Annotated in this window: 19 protein-coding genes; 5 read left to right on the top strand and 14 right to left on the bottom strand. The window is 64.6% G+C overall.

Going from position 1 to position 20446, the window contains the following annotated elements:
- Positions 1 to 78: 78 nt before the first annotated feature.
- The 8 genes from H143_RS0102895 to H143_RS0102860 form a co-directional block, all read right to left on the bottom strand.
- Entirely contained in the window at positions 79 to 1431 is a 1353-nt protein-coding gene (locus H143_RS0102895; protein WP_019936725.1) for a TRAP transporter large permease, read from the bottom strand.
- Between the two features lie 5 nt (positions 1432 to 1436).
- On the bottom strand, positions 1437 to 1907 hold the full coding sequence (locus H143_RS0102890) for a TRAP transporter small permease (protein ID WP_019936724.1): 471 nt from the start codon (positions 1905 to 1907) through the stop codon (positions 1437 to 1439).
- Positions 1908 to 1977: 70 nt separating this feature from the next.
- Positions 1978 to 2970 (bottom strand): TRAP transporter substrate-binding protein, encoded by a 993-nt coding sequence (locus H143_RS0102885; protein WP_019936723.1) that lies wholly within the window; start codon positions 2968 to 2970, stop codon positions 1978 to 1980.
- Between the two features lie 38 nt (positions 2971 to 3008).
- Positions 3009 to 3890, bottom strand: coding sequence for an SMP-30/gluconolactonase/LRE family protein (locus H143_RS0102880; RefSeq protein WP_019936722.1), 882 nt, complete (start codon positions 3888 to 3890; stop codon positions 3009 to 3011).
- A 7-nt stretch (positions 3891 to 3897) separates the two neighbouring features.
- Positions 3898 to 4725, bottom strand: coding sequence for an NAD(P)-dependent oxidoreductase (locus H143_RS0102875; RefSeq protein ID WP_019936721.1), 828 nt, complete (start codon positions 4723 to 4725; stop codon positions 3898 to 3900).
- Between the two features lie 40 nt (positions 4726 to 4765).
- Positions 4766 to 5689 carry a 5-dehydro-4-deoxyglucarate dehydratase gene (gene kdgD / locus H143_RS0102870; protein WP_019936720.1) on the bottom strand — a complete coding sequence of 308 codons (924 nt, stop codon included), beginning with the start codon at positions 5687 to 5689 and terminating at the stop codon, positions 4766 to 4768.
- A 46-nt stretch (positions 5690 to 5735) separates the two neighbouring features.
- The gene (garD, locus tag H143_RS0102865) at positions 5736 to 7304 is read right to left on the bottom strand and encodes a galactarate dehydratase (protein ID WP_019936719.1); all 1569 of its coding nucleotides are present in this window, start codon (positions 7302 to 7304) and stop codon (positions 5736 to 5738) included.
- Between the two features lie 22 nt (positions 7305 to 7326).
- On the bottom strand, positions 7327 to 8286 hold the full coding sequence (locus H143_RS0102860; protein WP_019936718.1) for a tripartite tricarboxylate transporter substrate binding protein: 960 nt from the start codon (positions 8284 to 8286) through the stop codon (positions 7327 to 7329).
- 35 nt (positions 8287 to 8321) lie between these two features.
- On the opposite strand from H143_RS0102860, the gene H143_RS0102855 reads away from it, so the two are divergent.
- Positions 8322 to 9452, top strand: a complete 1131-nt coding sequence (locus tag H143_RS0102855) for a substrate-binding domain-containing protein (RefSeq protein WP_019936717.1) — start codon at positions 8322 to 8324, stop codon at positions 9450 to 9452.
- 83 nt (positions 9453 to 9535) lie between these two features.
- On the opposite strand, the gene H143_RS0102850 is transcribed toward H143_RS0102855, so the two are convergent.
- The 4 genes from H143_RS0102850 to H143_RS21520 form a co-directional block, all read right to left on the bottom strand.
- Positions 9536 to 10489, bottom strand: a complete 954-nt coding sequence (locus H143_RS0102850; RefSeq protein WP_019936716.1) for a diguanylate cyclase — start codon at positions 10487 to 10489, stop codon at positions 9536 to 9538.
- Positions 10486 to 11109, bottom strand: a complete 624-nt coding sequence (locus tag H143_RS0102845) for a chemotaxis protein CheC (RefSeq protein ID WP_019936715.1) — start codon at positions 11107 to 11109, stop codon at positions 10486 to 10488. Before H143_RS0102845 ends, H143_RS0102850 begins: the two co-directional genes overlap by 4 nt.
- Entirely contained in the window at positions 11102 to 11470 is a 369-nt protein-coding gene (locus tag H143_RS0102840) for a response regulator (RefSeq protein WP_019936714.1), read from the bottom strand. Before H143_RS0102840 ends, H143_RS0102845 begins: the two co-directional genes overlap by 8 nt.
- Positions 11471 to 11739: 269 nt before the next feature.
- On the bottom strand, positions 11740 to 14895 hold the full coding sequence (locus tag H143_RS21520; RefSeq protein ID WP_019936713.1) for an EAL domain-containing protein: 3156 nt from the start codon (positions 14893 to 14895) through the stop codon (positions 11740 to 11742).
- Between the two features lie 277 nt (positions 14896 to 15172).
- Between H143_RS21520 and H143_RS0102830 the strand changes: the two genes are divergently transcribed.
- The 4 genes from H143_RS0102830 to H143_RS0102815 all read left to right on the top strand — a co-directional run bounded on the left by H143_RS0102830 (position 15173) and on the right by H143_RS0102815 (position 17549).
- Positions 15173 to 15829, top strand: coding sequence for a peptidoglycan DD-metalloendopeptidase family protein (locus tag H143_RS0102830; protein WP_051094457.1), 657 nt, complete (start codon positions 15173 to 15175; stop codon positions 15827 to 15829).
- A gap of 55 nt (positions 15830 to 15884) precedes the next feature.
- A complete protein-coding gene (locus tag H143_RS0102825) occupies positions 15885 to 16367 on the top strand; it encodes a YajQ family cyclic di-GMP-binding protein (protein WP_019936711.1) in 483 nt (160 codons plus the stop codon).
- Between the two features lie 82 nt (positions 16368 to 16449).
- Positions 16450 to 17022 (top strand): chromate transporter, encoded by a 573-nt coding sequence (locus H143_RS0102820; RefSeq protein WP_026349654.1) that lies wholly within the window; start codon positions 16450 to 16452, stop codon positions 17020 to 17022.
- Positions 17019 to 17549: a chromate transporter gene (locus H143_RS0102815; RefSeq protein WP_019936709.1), complete on the top strand. Its 531-nt coding sequence runs from the start codon at positions 17019 to 17021 to the stop codon at positions 17547 to 17549. Before H143_RS0102820 ends, H143_RS0102815 begins: the two co-directional genes overlap by 4 nt.
- Positions 17550 to 17592: 43 nt before the next feature.
- On the opposite strand, the gene H143_RS0102810 is transcribed toward H143_RS0102815, so the two are convergent.
- On the bottom strand, positions 17593 to 19089 hold the full coding sequence (locus tag H143_RS0102810; RefSeq protein WP_019936708.1) for a M81 family metallopeptidase: 1497 nt from the start codon (positions 19087 to 19089) through the stop codon (positions 17593 to 17595).
- Positions 19086 to 20360: a Zn-dependent hydrolase gene (locus H143_RS0102805; protein WP_019936707.1), complete on the bottom strand. Its 1275-nt coding sequence runs from the start codon at positions 20358 to 20360 to the stop codon at positions 19086 to 19088. The genes H143_RS0102810 and H143_RS0102805 overlap by 4 nt, the downstream gene beginning before the upstream one ends.
- Between the last annotated feature and the right edge of the window lie 86 nt (positions 20361 to 20446).

Below are 20446 nucleotides of genomic sequence, written 5' to 3'. Positions count from 1 at the left end.
AACTTTATAACGCAACGGCCCGCATGTACGCCACCTTTGGGCGTATGTGCGGGCCGCGGGCCAGCGGGCGCCGTGTGTCTAGAACACCGGATGCCCGGCGATCACGCTGGGCAGCCAGGTGGAGAAAGACGGGAAGTAGGTGACGATGTTGATCGCGCTGAAGATGGCCAGATAGTACGGCCAGGCTATCTTGGTCGTCTCGCCGATCGACACTTCGCCGATCGCGCAGCCGACGAACTGCACCGAGCCGATGGGCGGATGCACCAGGCCGAGCGAGCAATTGAGCAGGATCATGATGCCGAATTGCACCGGACCCACGCCGTAGTGCATGGCCAGTGGCAGAAAGAGCGGCGTGGTGATCAGGATGTGCGCCGCCATGTCCACGAAAGTGCCCAGGAACACCTGGATGATGTTGATATAAAGCAGCATCAGCCAGGGTAGGGTTGTGGCATTGCGCAGCATGTGCTCGATGGCATCCGGAATCTCCAGGTACGCCATCTGAAAGCGCAGCATGTTCGATACGCCGATCAGCAGCAGCACCACGCCGGTGGTCTTGATCGCCCGGGCCAACGCCGTGAACAGCTTTTCCAGCGTCATGCTGCGGTAGACGATCGTGGTCAGGAGCAACGAGTAGCCCACCGCGATGGCGGCCGCTTCGGTGGCCGTGGCGACGCCCTTGGCTACGCAGCCCAGGATGATGAGGATGACAAACAGCCCCGGCAGTGCTCCGGCGAACGAGCGCGCCACGGCATGCCAGCCGGGGAATTGCGTGACCGCGGTCGTGCCGTCGGGCCGCTTGGGAAAGCCGAATTTCACGGCCTGCCAGTAGGCGGCGATCAGCACCAGACCCAGGACCCAGAGCACCGGGATCAGGCCCGAGAACAGCAGGTCGCCGATGGACACGCCGTTGACCGAATGACCGTGAACGGTGCCGGCGATGCCCTGCGCGGCGAGCGCGTAGATGATCATGTTGGTCGAGGTGGGCATCAGCGCGCCAGCCAGCGACGAGTGCGTGGTGACGTTGACGGCATAGGCGGCGCTGTAGCCCTCGCGCTTCATGAGCGGAATGACCACGCCGCCCATGGCCGACGTGTCGGCCGTGGGCGAGCCGGACACGCCGCCGAATAGCGTGCAGGCCACGGCGTTGGCCAGGCCCAGGCCGCCGCGAAAGTGGCCCACGGTGTCCTGCGCAAAGCGCAGGATGCGGTCGGCGATGCCGCCGTGCAGCATCAATTCGCCCGAAAGAATGAAGAAAGGCACCGCGAGGAAGGAAAATGCGTTGACGCCGGACACCATGGACTGCATCGCCGTGGCAAGGGGGAGGCCTTCGTAGAAATAGGTCAGCACGCAGGACAGGCCCAGCGCGAACGAGACTGGAACGCCAAACGCAAGGAGGGCGAGAAAACTGATGGTGAGTAGGGCCAGTTCCATGGGGTTCAGTCCTGTTTGTGAAAACGCATGTCCAGCAGATGCTCGATGCAGAACAGCACGATGCTTGCGAATGCCACAGCGGGGATGAGGTAGCGTATGCCCTCGGACAGGTCGACGATGGGAATGGTGTCACCCATGGTGATCTGGGCCATTTGCACGCAGCCGCACAGTGCCGCCAGCGCGAAGGCAATCAGGCATAGCTGCTGGAAGGCCTCCATGGCCAGCCTGCCTTTTGGCGGCAGGCGTTCGACCAGCGAGTCAAGGCCGATGTGGCCGCCGTCGCGCACGCGCAGCGCGGCGCCGAAGAAAGCGATGACCAGGACCATCAGCAGGGCAATGGGTTCCACGAAGTCGGCGCTATGGTCGAATACATAACGCATGATCACGCCGTACAACACGATTGCGCACAGGATGATCAGGCAGAGGGCCGAGACCCGATTCATCACGCTGGCGATGAACTTATTGGGCATTTTCATGAGGTTCATGAGGGGCATCACTAGCAGCGCCGGCAGCGCTTTCGCCGGCGCGATGGGGGGCAGGCAGGGATCAGTGGACGGCTTCGATGTCGTCGACGATCTTCTTCATCGCCGGGGTCGACTCGTACTTGGCCCAGACAGGCTGCATGGCCTTGACGAAGGCGGCGCGATCGATGTCCTTGGCTGGGATCACCGTCGAGCCGTGCGCCAGCACGTATTGCTTGGCCTTCTCTTCCTGGGCGGTCCAGAGTTTGACGTAGTAGGGCTGGGATTGCTTGGCGGCCTTCTTGATGGCGGCCTGCTCTTCGGGCTTGAGCCTGTCCCAGATTTTCTTGGAGAAGAGCAGGACTTCCGGCACCATGGCATGCTCGGTTTCCGAGTAGATCGGCGCGACTTCGTAGTGTTTGGTCTCGGCGTAGGACGAGTAGTTGTTCTCGGCCGCGTCGATCAGGCCGGTCTTCAGACCCGTGTACACCTCGGCGAAGTCCATCGGCGTCGGGCTGCCGCCCATGGCCTTGATTTCGTCGGACATCAGGTCCGAGGGCTGCACGCGCACCTTGACGCCTTTCATGTCCTGCGGCGAGCGTATGGGTTTCTTGGCATACATGGAACGGGTTCCGCTTTCATAAAAAGCGAGCGCGACCATGCCCTTTTCCTGGAACAGATCGAGCAGCTTCTGGCCTTCTTCGCCGTACATCACCTTGCGAAAATGGTCGATGTCGCGGAACAGGAAGGGCAGCGACGGAATCACCGATTCGGGAACGATGTTGTTCAGGGGGGCCGTGCTGACCCACGCCATGTCGAGCGCGCCGGCGCGGACCAGGTTGATGGTGTCGTTTTCCGAACCCAGCATGCTGTTGTCGAAAACCTTGACTGTGTCTTTGCCGCCGGTTTCTTTGGACAGCTGCGCACCCATGTACTTGAGCGCCAGCACGGTAGGGTAGGTGTCGTTGTGCACGTTGGCCACGCGCAATGTGCGTGCCTGCGCGTGGCCTGCGCCCACCGCGAGCAGTATCGTCGCCAGCAGCAGTGAAACGCGGGGCAAGGTTTGTTTGACTTGCATGATGTCTCCTTTTGGGGGGTGTTGCATATCGTGGGCACTTATCCGGCGCAGGCGGATTCCTGCAGGCCGCGCGCGCCGGGGCGCAGGGCATACACCGCGCCGTCCGGTGCATCCGGGGCGCAGGAGGGGGGGCGGATCGTGGTAATGAAAAGCGTGTCGAGTCCGGCGCCGCCGAAAGCGCACATGGCCGGCTTGGCCACGGGCAGCGCGATGCTGCGGTCCAGTCGGCCGCCGGGGGTGTAGCGGTAGAGCATGCCGGCGTCGTTGCCGCAGATCCAGTAGCAGCCGTCGGCATCGACCGCCGCGCCGTCGGGCCGGCCGGCTGGCAGTTTCTCGATGAAGACCCGGCGTCGGCCGGGCCGGCCGGCATCGGCGTCGTAGTCGTAGGCCCAGACGGTCTGGCGCGACGGGTGCGAATCCGACAGATACAGGGTGCGGCCATCGGGGCTAAAGCCCATGCCGTTGGGCGTGACGAATTCGCCCAGGGCGGACATGCGCAGTTCGCCCTGGGTAAAGCGGTAGATGCGCCCGGCGGGCCGCACCTGGGACATGTCCTGCACCATGGTGCCTGCCCAGAAGCGGCCCTGCCTGTCGCAGCGCCCGTCGTTAAAGCGCATGCCCGGTGCGGCGTGCCGCACAGCGGCCACCAGCGCAGGCTCGGCCGCCTGGCCGGCATCGGGTAGACGCTCCAATGCGCCGATGCCCTGCTCCATGGCCAGCAGCAGGCCGCCCGCCTTGCGCATAGCCAGGCAGCCGGCCTGCTCGGGCAGAACCCAGCTGGCGGCCTTGCGCTCGGATGGACTCCAGCGCCACAGCATGCGTGCGGGAATGTCGGTCCAGTAGAGGACTTGTTCGCCAGGATGCCAGACGGGACTCTCGCCCACGCCACACAGCATGGTGCCGATGCGCTCGATTTCCATGGCGGGTTCAGTCGTTGAAGGGGCCTGCCTTGACGAAGCCGCCGCCCTGATATTGATTGGCGGGGTCGGTCGGGTCGGGTAGAGGCTGGGCTTCGACCTTGGCGCGGAACGGCTCGGAACTGTCCTGGGGGGCGAAGCCCAGGTGCGCGGCACGGCTGTTGTCCCACCAGCTGTCGCGGTTGGCCGAAGCGCCGTAGACGATGGTGTGGCCGACATGGGGCGTGAACAGCCCGCGGACGATCAACTGCTCCAGATCGTCATAGCTCAGCCAGGTCACTAGCATGCGGCGGTCTTTCGCTTCGGGGAAAGACGAGCCAATGCGGATGCATACGGTTTCGATGCCGTAGCGATCGAAGTAGAAGCGCGCGAGGTTCTCGCCAAACACCTTGCTCAGGCCGTAGTACCCGTCCGGGCGCGGCAGTACGTCCGCGTCGATGACCTGGTTCTGGCGGTAGAAGCCGATGGCGTGGTTGGAGCTGGCGAAGATGATGCGGCGAACGCCATGGCGGCGCGCGGCTTCGTATACGTTGTAGATGCCCTGGATATTGGCGGGCAGTATTTCCTCGAACGGCCGCTCCACGGAGACGCCGCCCAGGTGGACGATGGCATCGCAGCCCTGGACCAGCGCATCGACCGCGCGCGGGTCGGCCAGGTCGCAGACTACGACTTCCTCGCCTGCCCGGGCGGGGGCCATGGAACCGATATCGGAGACGCGCAGCAGATCCGCATAGGCTTTCAATCGAGGACGCAGGACTGTGCCCAGGCCGCCGGCCGCGCCGGTCAGCAGCAGCTTGCGGGAGCGGCCCTGGGGTAGGGGAGTAGGGGGTGTCGGCATGGTGGGTGTCCGGGTGCGCCAGGAACGGTGCGTGGCCTGGTCAGAGCGCTTGCGGGCCCAGCTTTTCGATCAGCTCGCGCAGGGCCTGGACTTCGTCGGGCTTCAGATCGCTCAGAGGCGGGCGCACCGGGCCGGCGCCGTGGCCGACGATGGCCGCGCCCGCCTTGACGATGCTCACCGCGTAGCCGGCGCTCTTGTTGCGGATGTCCAGGTAGGGCATGAAGAAGTTCTTGAGCAGCTCGTGCTGGGTCTTCATGTCGTCGTCGCGCACGGCTTCGTAGAACTTCATCGCGGTCTTGGGAATGAAGTTGAAGACGGCCGAGGAATAGACCGGGACGCCCAGGGCCTTGTAGGCCGCGGCATAGACTTCGGCGGTAGGCAGGCCGCCCAGGTAGCTGAAGCGCTCGCCCATTTTCTGGTAGACCGAGACCATGTATTCGATGTCGCCCACCCCGTCCTTGAAGCCGACGAGGTTTGGGCAGCGCTCGGCCAGGCGGGCCAGCGTGTCGGGCGTGTACTTGGCCTGGGCGCGGTTGTAGACGATGACACCGAAATTCACGCTCTTGCAGATGGCCTCGACGTGCGCGGCCAGGCCTTCCTGGCTGGCTTCGGTGAGGTAGTGCGGCATCAGCAGGATGCCATGCGCGCCGGCTTTTTCGGCCGCTTGCGCATAGGCGATGGTCTGGCGGGTCGAGCCGCCAGCGCCGGCGATGATGGGCACCGTGCCGCGGCATACGTCCACCGCGGTCTTGATGACGCTGGGGTATTCCTCGGGCGAGAGGGAGAAGAATTCACCCGTGCCGCCGGCGGCGAACAGCGCGCTGGCGCCATAGGGGGCCAGCCATTCCAGGCGCCTGGTATAGCTTTTCTGGTCGAACTCGAGATTGGCGTCGAAGTCGGTCAGCGGGAACGACAGCAGGCCGTCGCTGACGATGGTCTTGAGTTCCTGGGGGGTAAAACTCATGGCATGTCCTTGATGATTGAATGAGGGCGAGGCGCGCGTTGCGACCTCACGTGATCGGAGCGGGGTTGAACAGGGCGAGCGCGTTGTGCAGCTGCCATTGCTCGGACCAGGTTTTCTTGCGGCCGCTGGCCACCTCCAGCATGAATCGGAAAAGCTCCCAGCCCACGTCGGAGATGGTCTTCTCGCCGGTGGCGATGGTGCCGGCGTTGATGTCCATGAGGTCGTGCCAACGCCGCGCGAGTTCGTCGCGGGTGGCGACCTTGATGACGGGAACGGCGGCCAGTCCGTAGGGCGTACCGCGGCCGGTGGTGAATACGTGCAGGTTCATGCCCGCCGCGAGCTGCAGCGTGCCACAGACGAAATCGCTGGCGGGCGTGGCAGCGTAGATCAGGCCTTTTTGCCTGAGCTTCTCGCCCGGCGGCAGCACGCCGCAGATGGGGGAACTGCCCGACTTGACGATGGAACCCATGGCCTTTTCGACAATATTGGACAGTCCGCCTTTTTTGTTGCCCGGGGTGGTGTTGGCGCTGCGGTCGACCTGGCCGCGCTTGAGATAGGCGTCGTACCAGGCCATCTCACGGATCATGTCTTGGGCGACTTCGGCCGTGGCGGCGCGCGCGGTGAGTTGGTCGATGCCGTCGCGCACCTCGGTGACTTCGGAGAACATCACCGCGGCGCCGGCGCGCACCAGCAGATCAGTGCAAAAGCCGACCGCTGGATTGGCGGTGACGCCGCTGAAGGCGTCGCTGCCGCCGCATTGCACGCCCACCACCAGTTCGCTGGCGGGCACCGTTACGCGCCTGCGCGCATCCAGACGCGCAAGATGCGTTTCGGCCTGACGCAGGATGCTCTCTATCATCGACATGAAGCCCACGTGCGCGCTGTCCTGCAGGCACACGACATCCAGCGCCTGGCTGGCTTGGCGTTCGTCGGCGATGGCAAAGGTGCCGGGAGGCAGCAGCCGCTCGGGCTGCAGCTTTTCGCAGCCCAGGCTGACCACCATCACTTCGCCGCCGAAATTGGGGTTCATGCTGATGTTGCGCAGGGTGCGTATGGGCACGATGGCGTCCGGCGCGTCGATGGCGACGCCGCAGCCGTAGGCATGCTCCAGTGCCACCACGTCGTCGACATTGGGGTACTTGGGCAGCAGCTCGGACTTGATGCGTTTTACGGCGAACTCGGTCACGCCGGCCACGCATTGCACGGTCTGCGTGATGGCCAGGATGTTGCGGGTGCCCACCGAGCCGTCGGCGTTGCGGTAGCCCTCGAAGGTGTAGCCCTCGAGCACGGGCTGGGGCGCGGGCTTGACCGTGGCGATGGGCAGGCCTTCGAGCGCGCGCGCCTGCGGCATGCGCAGCAGTTTTTCATGCACCCAGCTGCCGGCGGAGATGGCCTGCAGCGCGTAGCCGATGGGTACGTTGTAGCGCCGGATGGCCTCGCCTTGGGCGAGGTCGACCAAGGCGACTTTGTGCGCCTGGGGCACTTTTTCCACCAGCGTGATGCCCCCATCGACCGCAGTGCCCGCGGGCAGTCCGCCCTCGTTGGTGACGATGGCGACATTGTCCAGCTCGTGCATCTTGATGAGCAGGGGCTTGGCGGTGGTGGTCTGAGTCATGGGGCTTGCGTTCCGCGCGGTGTTAGTTGATGGTGACGTGGCCGGCGTCGATCACGGTTTTCCAGCGGGCCGAGTCCTGCTTCATGAACTTGGCGAACTGGTCGGGCGTGTCTGCGATCATGTCGTAGCCGACCGAGGTGAACGGCTTCTTGACCTTGGGATCGTCCAGGGCCTTGACGAAGGCGGCGGCCACTTTGTCGCGCAAGGCGGCAGGCATGCCTTGGGGGGCGACGACGGCCTGCCAGGAAGTGACCACCATATCCTTGACGCCGGCCTCGGCCATGGTGGGCACATTGGGCAGCAACGGCGAACGCGCGGCGCTGGTGATGCCCAGGGCACGCATGCGTCCGGCCTGGATGTACGGCAGGACAGTGTTCAGGTTCTGAAACGAGGCGTCGACTTGCCCGCCCATCAGATCGGTCTGGGCCGGTCCGCCGCCCTGATAGGGAACGTGGATGCCGGTGGTGCCGCTCCTCTGCCAGAACAGCACGGCGGAGAGATGGTCGCTCGAGCCCACGCCCGAGGAGGCGAAAGTCACCTTGTTCGGGTGGGCCTTTTCATAGGCGATGAGATCGGCCACGCTCTTGAACTGCGAGTTGCCAGGCACGACCAGCACATTGGGCGAGGACACGGCGACCGTGATCGGCGTGAAGTCCTTCAAGGGGTCGAAGGGCAGGTTTTTCTGCAGATGCGGCACGATCACCAGCGGACCGAGCGAGGTCACCAGGAAGGTGTAGCCGTCCGGCTTGGCGCGCTGGACGAAGCCCGCGCCGATGACGCCGGTGGCGCCGGCGCGGTTTTCGACGATGAAATTCTGATGGAGCGTCTGTCCCATATCGGCTGCCAGCGCGCGCGCCACCTGATCGGTGGAGCCGCCGGGCGGGAAGGGGACGACGAGCGTGACCGGCCTGTCGGGCCAGTCGGCAGCATGGGCGGTCAGGCTTGCGATGCCCAGCATGAGGGCCACCAGAGGCTTTTTCATTTTGTCTCCTGCCAAAATGATATCGTTATCATTTATTGGCGTTATGGTTTTTTTATGGCTTTTCCGAAGAAAAACCGCAGTTTTTCGAAAATATGTCGCGCTCAAGTCCATGCAATGATATCGTTATCAATAATCAAGTCAATATATTCAGACAAGGGAAAACCCTGATTTTGAAGTTGAAATCTGCAACGCTGCGTGATGTCGCCCAGGCGGCCGGCGTGTCCTTGATCACGGCCTCGCGCGCCCTGGGCAACCCCGTCATCGTGTCCGCCAAGACGCGGGAGCGGGTGCGGCAGGCCGTGGAAGCGACGGGCTACATTCCCAATATGCTGGCCGGTGGGCTGAAGTCCAAGCGCAGCCTGACCGTCGCCGGCATAACCCCGGGGCTGTCGGTGACGGAGTTCTTGCCCATGTTGCAGGCGCTGACGTCGGACCTGGCTGGCGAAGGCTACCAGCTCCTTCTTGGCGAAACCGGCTATGACCCCGCACGCGAGGCGACAGTGCTTGACACCATGATCGGGCGCCAGCCCGACGGCATCGTGGTGGTGGGGCTGGTGCAGACGCAACGTGCGCGAGACAGGCTGCGCCGCAGCGGCCTGCCCGTGGTGGAGCTTTGGGAACTGAGCGACCGGCCCGTGGACATGTCCGTGGGTTTCTCCCACCTGAAGGTAGGCGGCACCCTGGGCGGTTATTTCGTCTCCAAGGGCTGGAAGCACGTCGGCGTGATCAGTGGATCCGATTCCCGGGCCAGGCTGCGCACCGAGGGATTTACGGCTGCATTCGGCGGCCATGTGCCGATGGCGGTGGTGCAGCCGCCGAGCAATCTGGAGCGCGGGCGCCGGGCGCTGGCCGAGTTGCTGCAACAGGCTCCCAACCTGGAGGCGGTGTGCTGTACCTCGGACATGCTGGCCAACGGCGTATTGACCGAAGCGCGCGCGCGCGGCATGCGCGTGCCGCAGGATCTGGCGGTGTGCGGCTTCGGCAATACGGATTTCAGCGCCTACACGGTGCCCTCGATCACGACGGTGCACGTGGATGGTCCGGAAATGGGCCGCCTGGCGGCCCGCTTGATCATGGACCGATGCCGCGGCAAGGCGGCCGAACAGTCCATCATCGATGTGGGTTTTCGTTTGATCGAACGGGAATCTACGGGTGCAGCGGCATAGGTTGAATTGACATGCAGGTCAGGCCCGTCCGGTTGCCGGCCTGTGCGTGGCGCGCTCTAAGGCCAACAGGCCCCAGACTGCGGCTACGCGAACGCCGCCGAGCGATTGCGCCCCTCGCGCTTGGCCGTGTAGAGCGCGGTGTCCGCTTCGTTGACGAGCGACACATGGGTGTCCAGCCCGGGCCGCGCCGACGCCACGCCGCAACTGGCGGTCACCGGCACGCTGACGCCGTCGGCGTCGACCGGCTCGCTGCCGATGGCAATCCGCACCTGCTCGGCGATCCGCATTGCCTCGTCCAGGCCCGTGGCGGGCAGCAGCAGCGCGAACTCCTCGCCGCCGAAGCGCCCGAAGGTGTTTTCACGCGGGATCACCGCCGAAACGCGCCGCGCCGTCTCGCGCAGCACGGCGTCTCCGGCCGTGTGGCCGAATTCGTCGTTGACCCTCTTGAAGTGGTCGAGGTCGAACAGCAGCATCGACAGTTCGCCGCCGAGATGCTGCCAGCGCGCGAATGCTTCGCTCAGCCGCGATTCGAAGAAGCGCCGGTTGGCGATGCCGGTCAGGCCGTCGTGATTGGCGTATTCGCGCAGCTTGGCCACGGCCTCCTCGCGCTCGCGCTGCACGATGCTGGCGTCCGTCGCGTCGGTGATCGTCACGCACACCGCCACCACCTCGCGGCCGCGCATCAGAGGCATGAACGTGCAATTTTGCTGCATGAAATCGACCCCGCCGGTGATCGGCCGGTCGTGCTCGAAGCGAAAGACGTAGGGTCGTTGCTCCCAGGAACTGAACGCGAAGCTGCCGAGCAGGAACACGCTTTTCACCTTGCGCGTCAGCCATGCGCGGGGCAGGTCGGGAAAACTGTCAAAGAGCGAGCGTCCTATCACCTGCTGCGCCGACAAGCCGCTGTGCTCGTGCATGAAGCGGTTCCACATCTGCACGGTCATGTCGCGATCGACGACGAAAATACCCAGGCCGATGCGCTCGACCACCAGCTCGGACAACGACGGGCCTGGCGCTTGTCCCGCCGAATCGCTCATGGCTCGCTCAACAGCACATCGATCGCGTCGCGCACTTTGCGGATCGACTCCTGCGCCATCAACATGACCAGGTGCACGCGGAAGTTCTGATCTTCGAGGGAGAAATTGACTTCGATGAGCAGCGCCATGTCCCAGTCCACGCCCTCGCGCAGGAAAATCTCGTCGAGCGACATTTCGCCGCCGATCAGCCCCGGCGGCGAGAACACGGGCGTGGAGCCGAGCTGGTCCAGGATCGAGGACACGCAGGCTCCCGTCACCACGTTCGCGATGTCGAACGCCAGTTCGGTTTCACCCATTGCCTCTTCGGGCGATTGTCCGTCCGGTCCCCGCGCGAGCACCGCAAGATCGGCGATTTCGCCGCTGCGGCAGATGATGAGCGCTTCGCCCTTTATCTCGGACCGAAAACTCTGTCGCACCGCCGTCACGACACCGTCCAGTCCCGTCATTTCGCGCAGCGCGGATGCGGCCGCCTCGATGGCGACGCTGCGCACCCGCGGCACCGACAATTCGATGAACGCATCGAGCAGCTCGGACAGACCCTTGGCGGCCAGCCCCATCGCGAGATTGGAGATTTCCTGCAGCGCGTCGCGCTGGGTTTCGGTGAAAAACGTCTCAGCCATACAAACGGTGTTCCTTGAGAATCGGCAGCAAGGCCTCTTGCATGACGGGCTTGGCGATGAACGCCGAGGCACCGAGTTCGCGCACGCGTTCGCGCGCGATCGGCTGAACGTCTGCGGACACTACGATCACGAGCGGCTTGATGTCTTCGCGCTGCAATGCTTCGAGCACCTGGAAACCCGTCATGTCGGGCATGGTGAGATCCAGGAACATGACCTTGGCTTTGCCATCCCGGCATGCCTGCAGCGCCTCGCGTCCGTTCATCGCGTAGGTGATATCCACGTCCCAGTCCTGTGGCAACGCCTTGGTCATGACTTTACGGGCTAGCAGCGAATCATCGGCGATAACAATGGGCAAAGGCATAGTCGGACAGAAAACCGGATTTTGAGAAATTGTGCGGTATCGCAAAGACGCCTGTCAGGATTCTGTCGGGCTTATCGCGCACTGACATGAGGTGGGGTTTTGCGCCGATGCGCAAGGGCCGGCCGCGCGGGATACGGCGCGATGGTTGCCTGACACGCTGAATGCGGTACTTGCAGTTTCAACGGTGGCCATATTTTGCGTGATTTTCAAAGTAATTGCGAGCAAATGCAAGTCGCGAATCAGGGGTGAAAGGAATCGAAGGGCGTTGTTCAGTCGGCGCTATGCGCCGCTATTCCCTGGGCCTGATCCCGCATCAGCAGCGCGACCATGCGGTCGCGCGCCGCGAGATACTCCGTGCCGCGCAGGCCGCATCGCCGGGCGGACTGGACCAGGTCGGTACGCAGGACGCGCTCTTGGGGAGACGACGCGGACTTGTTCAGCATGCTGGCATACATTTCGTCCAGAATGGCAGATTTGGCTGAGAAGTCCGGTATTTCTTTGTAGATCACATGCAGGCCTTCTTCCCATATCAGCGCCTCGGCCAGGCGGGAAAGCGCATCGTTTGAGACACGCGGGAGCGGCGCTTCGTAGTACCACTGGCCGAGCCAGTCCGTGAATAGCTCGGCGCGCATGGGTCTGGCGATGGCGTAGCCCTGCACGTAGTTCGGCCCAAGTTGCGCCACTGCCTGCAATAGCGCGGGATCTTCGACGCCTTCGACGATGACCTGCTTGCCCAGGCTGTGGCCGAGCCGGGTGAGCTGGTAGATAAAACGCAGGGTGTTGTAGGGATCTTTGTCGGCCTGCCTGACGATGCTGCGGTCGATTTTGATGAAATCGAAGGGCATTTCGCGCAGGCGGGTCAGCGTGCTGTAGCCCGAACCCAGGTCGTCTTCGGCCAGACAGACCCCCAGTTTTTTGTAGGCACCCAGCGCGGACAGTAGATCGATGCTGGGTGAGATTTCCTCGGTTTCCAGCAATTCCAGGGTGAGGGCGCGCGGCGGACAGTCGTAGAGATACAGGGCCTGCCTGGTGGCTTCGACATAACGCGGGTTGCCCAGTGCCGAGGTGGGCAGGTTGAGCGTGATGTCCAGATGTATCTTGTTCTGCTTGATCCAATCGGCGCGCTGGCGCAAGGCCTGGTCCAGGCCGCGCTCGAAGATGGTGTAGAAGTCCTCGGAGGAGAGCGCTGGAAAGAACGCGTCGGGCGCGAGCACCTTGCCGTCGTCATGCAGCCGCGCCAGCGCCTCCACCTTCTTTACCTGACGGGTATGCGGGTTGATGATGGGCTGGTAATGCATTTGCAGTCCCGCGCCACGCAACAGGTCCTGCCAGCGTCTGCGGGTCGCATGGGAAATCGAAGCGGTCAAGCCCGTGAAGGCCTCGAGCTTGCTGATCCCGAAAGCGAGCAGGGTCTTGATCTGCATGAAGAACGCGTCCTGCTCCAGCGACGAAAAGCCACCGGGCAGCTCGCTGTAGATGACGAGCACGGCCGCGGGGCCGCGGTCGCTGAGCGGCACCAGGGGCAGGCTGATGCTTGATCTGTAGCCTGCCTGCATGACCGATGCCCGCCAGGCTTCGACGTTCGGGTCGGTAGCGTAGTTCAGGCAGCGTTCAGTGTGGCCGCGCTTCCAGGCCGTCACGGTGGAGTCGGGCTGCATGGGTTCCTTGCCTTGCTCGATCCACTTGTTCTGCAGAATTTCCCCCCGCGCGAGCAGGCCGGGCACCTCGGCGCCGGCCAGGGCTTCTGCCCTGAGGATGCCGCGCGCGTCCGGGCGCATGAAGACGCATCCTGCGACGCCGTCCTGGTCGACCAGGAGCTCGGCCGTCCTGGTGATGAGGTCGGTATAGTTTTCCGCGTTCCAGCACAGGTCGCTGACCTTGAGCAGGATCTTGTGGCGGGATAGTTGCAAGGCCTGGGCGGCGGCCATCTGGCACGACAGATCGCGGATCTGGCGCCTGGCCAGCACCGCCAGCGCCGCGCTGTGCCGGGCGATATCCACGTGTTCGCGCAGGATCGTGTGCAGGATGTCGTAGCTGGCGACCAGTTGTTCCCGCGACAGGCCCGTAATGGCGTGGATGCGTCCTGTCTCGAGTGCCATCCGGTTGTGCTGCTCCTCGGTCAGCTCGGGAGAACACAATTCGGTCAGGTTGCGCGCCTGCTGCCTTTTCAGGTGCGTCAGCTCGCCGGGCGACAGGCAGTTGATCAGGTGCTTGAGCCCCTGCAATGTGGAAAGGCGGTTGTTGAATTTTTCGATGACGCTTTCGATGACGGCGGGAACGTCTCGCGAAAGGGCCGCCATGTCGCTGTACACCGAGGGGCCGTAGCGCGTGTCCACGGCCGTGTCGCCGGCGGTGGCCGAGATCGGCACGGGAGCCTCGCCGCTGGCAGGGGGCGCCGTATGCGAGGTCGCAGGCGTCTGAAAGAAAGAAGCCAGGTTTTTGCCCGCGTTCTTTGACTTGTACATCGCCGTGTCGGCGTTGTTCAGCAAAGTATCGATGTCGCGGCCGTCCTTGGGATAGATGCTTACGCCCAGGCTGGCCGTGACCTGGACGATGACCGTCTGCTCGCCGGTGACGGCCATGGGTTTGTGCAGCGACGACAGGATGCGCTGGACGATGGCATTGACCTGGCCCGCGTCGCCGTCGCAGATGACCGCCAGGAACTCGTCGCCGCCCAGCCTGCCCACGATATCCTGCGCGCGCGCGCAGTCCTGCAGCCGCCGGCTGCTCTGGCACAGGACTTCGTCGCCGGCGAGGTGGCCGTATCCGTCATTGATTTCCTTGAAATTGTCCAGGTCTAGGAACACCAGGGCAAAGGAAGACGCGCTGCGCTGCGCCTGTGTGAGGATGCGCTTGAGTTCCTTGCGCAGCATCGCCCGGTTGGGCAGGCCGGTCAGTGTGTCGAAATACGCGAGCTTTTGGATGTTGTGCTGCGCCTCTTCGTGCTCGAAGGCCAGGGTACACAGATTGAGGCTGACCTTGACCAGCGACTCATGAAAATCCGAAGGCCGGGTGGCTTCGCGGAAGTAGAAGGCGAGGCTGCCCAGGACCCGCCCGTCGCGGCGCGTGATGGGATGGGACCAGCATGTGCGCAGGCCCAGCGGCTCGACCAGGTGCTTGAACCCGGCCCAGTTCGGGTCTTGTGCAATATCGTAGGTCAGGTGCGGCCTGACATACGTCATGGCCACGCCGCAGGTGCCGACGCTGGGCGTGCTGGGAATGCCGTCGAGCGCCTGGATGTAGCTGTCGGGCAGGCTGGGCGAGGCGAGCGGGCGTATCAACCTGTTCTCGTCCAGGACCAGGACGCATGCGACGATCTCGGGCGCGACCCGCTCGATTTCGCGGCAGAGCGAGTCCATGATCTTGCCCAGCGGGGCATCGCTGCTGAGCGCGGACAACAGGTCTTGCAGAGCCAGAAGGGACATGGTTTGGAGAATGTTATTCCTTGGATACCGCGCCGTAGAAGGTACCAGATTGGCTCGAGATAAGCCCGAATTGATAAATCCTGACCCAATGGCGCCTGAAGCGGCGGGCCACTTCCTGCTACTCTTAGTCCGCCCTTTTTTTGACTGCCGCTTTCCTGTGTTCGCCGTTCTGCCTTTATCTTTTGCCTGCCTGTCTTCCAACTTACGCTCCTGGGCCGCATGGGTCCGGCGCGCCGCCTGCGCCGCCTTGCTGGGCCTGCTGGCCGCCTGCTCAGCGATGTCCGGCAGTTCGAATTCCCCGGCCGCTTCCGCGGCCTATTACCGGGTGAAGGAGGGCGATACGCTGACGCAGGTCTCCCGCCGATACGGCCAGAGCGTGCATGACCTGATGCGCTGGAACAAATTGTCCGACGCCAACGAGATATCGACTGGCATGCTCCTGCGGATTCAGCCGCCTTTCCACGACGCCAGCACGAAAGGGCACGAACCGCCGCGCGGCGATAACCGCAGTGTCGCCAAGCCCGCGCCGTACATCGGTTCGGCGGCGGCGGCCTCGGCGCCGGTTCGCGGCATTTCGCTGGTCTGGCCGGCCCGGGGTAAATTGTTGGCGTCCTACAACGGTTCCACTTCGCGCGGGCTGGTCATCACGGGCCAGTCCGGTTCGCCGGTGGTGGCGGCGGCCGGTGGCACGGTGGCCTACGCCAATGCCGGGCTGCGGGGCTACGGCAAGATGGTCATCATCCGCCACGCCCATGATTTCCTGACCATCTATGCCCACAACAGTAAGCTTTTGGTCAGGCAGGGCGATCACGTCAAGCAGGGGCAACGCATCGCCGAAATGGGCAGTACCGATTCGCGCAGAGTGGAACTGTATTTCGAATTGCGCCATGGCGGACAGCCGGTCAACCCGATGGGCGTGCTGCCCCGGCGGTGAGTGCGGCGGGGCGGTTAAACTGATTTTTCCGCCATTTGCCTTCAGGAATTGCGCCATGCCCAGTTTCGACGTCGTGTCCGAGGTCGACAAGCACGAACTGACCAATGCCATCGATCAGGCCAATCGCGAACTGGCCACACGCTTTGACTTCAAGGGCGTACAGGCCAGTTTCGAGCTGGAAGGCTATGTCGTCAGCCTTGCGGCCGCTTCCGCTTTCCAGATCAAGCAGATGCTCGACATTCTGCGCGGGCGCCTGTCGGCCCGCAGTATCGATGCGCGCTGCGTGGATCCAGGAGAAATGATCGAGAACCTGGGCGGTGCCCGCCAGAAGGTCACCATCAAGCAGGGCATCGAGCAGGCCGTGGCCAAAAAGCTGGTGGCCGCCATCAAGGGCAGCAAGATCAAGGTGGAAAGCCAGATCAACGGCGACAAGCTGCGGGTCACGGGCAAGAAGCGCGACGACTTGCAGGCGGCCATCGCCCTGTTGCGCAAGACCGACGTCGAGCTGCCCCTGCAGTTTCAAAACTTTCGGGATTGAGGCGGAAAGATCGACAGAGGTCTTATATAAGAGTAGGCTGGTGCCGGTTCGTCTAAACCCGAATACAGCCAGGGCGTACTCCATGACTTCTCTTGTTGCATCCGCCGCGCCGGATTCTGCGCGCCGGCCCACCCGCCGTGAACTTTTCATGGGTTTCTTGCGCCTGGGCATGATCTCGTTCGGCGGTGCGCTGCCCTTGTCCCGCCGCATGTTGGTCGAGCGCGAAGGCTGGCTCAGCGGCGAAGAGTATGCCGAGCTGCTCGGGCTGTGCCAGTTCCTGCCGGGCGGCAACATCATCAATATGTCGGTCGCGGTGGGCATGAAGTTCCGCGGCCCCCGGGGCGCTCTGGCGGCGCTGCTGGGGATGATCGCGGTGCCCACGATCGTGGTGGTCCTGCTGGGCATCATCTACGACCACTTTCGCAACGATGTCTACGTGCAGCATCTGTTTGCCGGCCTGGCCGCCGCGGCCTCGGGCCTGATGATCGCCATGGGCGTCAAGGTCGCCAGGCCGCTTTTCCGCGACAAACCGGCCGTGGCGATGGCGTGCCTGAGCTTTGTGGTGATCGCGCTCGCACGGTTCCCCCTGCTCTACGGCATGGCGGGCCTTACGTTGGCGAGCACCGCGCTGGTGGCCTGGAGGCGGCGCAAATGACCGGCATACTGGCAACCCTGTTCGGGATCTTCGCGCAGCTTTCTGTGCTGGCCTTCGGCGGCGGCAATACCGTCCTGCCCGAGATGCAGCGCCAGGTCGTTTCGGTGCATCACTGGATGACGGCGGCCGATTTCAACGCGCTGTTCGCGCTCAGTCAGGCCGCCCCCGGGCCGAACATGATGATCGTGGCGCTGCTGGGCTGGCATATCGCGGGACTGCCGGGGCTGCTGGCGTCGACCGTCGGCATGTTCATGCCTTCGTACTTCATCACCATGATCGTGATGGGGTTGTGGGTACGGTTCAAGGACCGGCCCTGGCGCGTCGTGCTGCAGACGGCGCTGATGCCGGTGACGGCCGGCCTGGTCGTTGCCAGCGCCTGGCTGATCACCAAGGTGGCCGCGAATAGTTTCATCCTGGGCTGCATCGTGGTGGCGGCGGCCTTGGTATCGGTGCTGGCCAGGAAAGTGCACCCGCTGTGGGTGCTGTTCGGCGGCGCTGCAATCGGGCTGCTGACCGGGTTTTTCTAGGCCGTCTGCGCGCGAACCGGCATTGGGGCCACGTCGGGTTCGGTCAGGCACAGGCCGGCGCCGCGCCCGCGTCGCAGCCGGCATCTTCCAGCGGGTACATAGGTCGCACGCGCTTGCGGAACGGGTAGACCGCCAGGTTCGAAGTCGTTGCGCCCGGGCTGTCGCATTCGACCAGACCGCCGCAGATCGGCACAAACACCGGTCGGCAGTACATACGCGATTTGAGCAGCAGATAGCGCGCGGCCCGCGGGTCCAGGCCCAGGCTTTCGAAGACACCCAGGTCCCAGGGTTCGTGCGTCTGGCTGGTGAGCACGATCCGGGCCGCGCCGATATCGAGCACAGCGCTGCGGCCCATGTTCATGGCTTTGCCGGTGTAGGTCGGGCCGGCAATGGTATAGCGGCCGTCGCTGACGGCGCGCACGGTGCCGGTCACGGTCAGCGGACGGGCATGCATGCCCAGCGCCGCGAGCGAACGCTTGTTGCCGATCGGCAGGGTAACGGTCGCGCCCACTCCCGCCAGCGCCAGCGCCTGCACCGCATCGGGATCGCACAGCAGGCCGGCCATGATGCCGTCCATGCCCAGGGCCAGGGCTTGTTCCAGAACCCCGGTGGTGTCGCAGGTGCCGCCGGAATTGCAATTGTCGCCGTGGTCCAGCAGCAGTATGGGCTTGTCGGCCTGCAGCGCCATGGCCTGGGCGCGCGCCAGCGAATGCGCCAGCGGTTCGCTGCGATAGACGAAGCCCTCGCGCTGCGACCACATCCGCGCCGCGATGTCGGCGGCGATGCGCTCTGCCTGCTGGCGGTCGCCGTCGGCGATTACGACCACGCTCAGGCAGGGGCGCGGGATGTCGGCCAGCCCGAAGCCGGCCAGGATGGAAACGCCCAGCGCGCCGGCTTCCTGGGCTTGGCGCGCATGGTCCACGGCGTCCCGCATCGCACCCGCGGCAGTGGCCGAGCGCAAGGTGGAGGTCATCAGCGGCAGGATGCGCCAGGCCATCACCGGCCGGATCCGGCCGTCGATCATGTCCCACAGCAGCCGGCCCGCATGTTCGCCCGTCTCATACATGTCGACGTGCGGATAGGTCTTGAAGCTGAAGATGACATCGGCGTTGTCGACCATCGTCTGCGTGACATTGCCGTGCAGGTCCAGGGCCACGGCGATGGGTACGCCCGGCGCGGCCGCGCGCACCTTGGCCAGCAGGTCGCCCTCGCCGTCGTCGCTGTTTTCCGCGACCATGGCGCCATGCAGGTCCAGGAAGATGGCCTCGCAGCCCGGGATGGCCTCGAGAATGCAGCGGCACATCGCGTCATAGGCGCCTGCGTGCACGGGGCCGCTCGGATTGGCCCAGGCCGACAGCGGCGTGACCAGCTCGGCGCCGCGCGCCTCGGCCAGATCGATGAAGGCCGACATGGCCGTGCTGCCGTCGCGGTTGTCGCGGTAGGCGTCTTCACCGTAGAGGGGGCCGAAGGCGGCCAGCGGCGTGGGGACCGGCGAGAAGGTGTTGGTTTCGTGGTTCATGCGCGCGATCAGGACTTTCATGCCTGCCCCTCCGGGGCGCCGGCTGCCCGCAGCATGGCTTGCAGCAATACGTTGCAGCCGGCTTCCAGATGTTCGGGCCGGGCATCTTCGATCTCGTTGTGGCTGATGCCGTCCTTGCAGGGCACGAAGAGCATGGCGGTGGGGGCGACCGCGGCCATGTAGACCGCGTCGTGGCCGGCGCCGCTGACGATGTCCAGCGCCTGTAGACCGAGCTGCCCGGCGCTTTCCCGAACGGCCTCCACCAGCGCAGGATCGAAGGGCTGCGGCGGGAAGTACACCACCTGCTCGACTGCGATGCGCACCTTTGCGCTCAGCGCCGCACAGCCTGCGCGCAGGGCGCGGTCCATGCTGGCGAGCGTGGCGTCGTCGGCGGCGCGCAGATCCGCGCTGAGCCTGACGGTACCCGGGATCACGTTGCGCGAATTGGGGCGGTTCTCGATCCAGCCCACGGTGCCGCGGCTGTCCGCGCCGTGCTCGAGCGCGACGCGGTTGACCAGGCGGATGATCTCGGCGCCTGCCAGCAGCGCGTCCTGGCGCAGGTCCATCGGCGTGGGGCCGGCATGGGCCTCCATGCCCGTAATGGTCACGTCGTACCAGCGCTGGCCCAGCGCGCCGGTGACCGAGCCGATCACCGCCTGGCGCGCCTCCAGTATGGGTCCCTGTTCGATGTGGGCCTCGAAGTAGGCGCGGACATGGGGCGTCTGCATGGCGTGGCCGGCGTAGCCGATCTCGGCCAGCGCGTCGCCCACGCGGATGCCGGCATGATCGCGTTGCGACAGCGCGTGCTCCAGGGTGAAGGCGCCGGCATAGACGCCCGAACCCATCATGACCGGCACGAAGCGCGAGCCTTCCTCATTGGTCCATACGACCACTTCGAGCGGCGCCTCGGTGACCAGGCCGTGGTCCTGCAGCGTGCGCAGTACCTCGATGCCCGCCAGCACGCCGTAGTTGCCGTCGAATTTGCCGCCGGTGGGCTGGGTGTCGATATGGCTGCCGGTCATGACCGGCGGCAGGTCCTCGCGCCGGCCCGCGCGGCGCATGAAGATGTTGCCGATGGCATCGATGCGCACCGTGCAGCCGATATCGCGCGCCCAGGCGCAGACCAGATCGCGCCCCTGCCGATCCAAGTCGGTCAGCGCCAGTCGGCAGACGCCGCCTTTTTCCGTGGCCCCGATCCGGGCCAGGCGCATCAGGCTGTCCCACAGGCGCGCGCCGTCGATGCGCAGGCCGGCCAGTGAATCGGAAAGACGGGGGAGCACGCAAGACGTCATGGCAAAGCCTTCTCTTTATGAAAATATCGAGGATGCGCGCGGCGGTTTAAAGCGCGCGCCATTGACGGCATCGCCGGCCGGCAAGA

Source organism: Bordetella sp. FB-8 (assembly GCF_000382185.1).
Taxonomy (GTDB): Bacteria; Pseudomonadota; Gammaproteobacteria; order Burkholderiales; family Burkholderiaceae_B; genus Bordetella.
The sequence above is the reverse complement of the archived record's forward strand: the minus strand, read 5'-3'. Positions and strand labels throughout refer to the sequence as shown.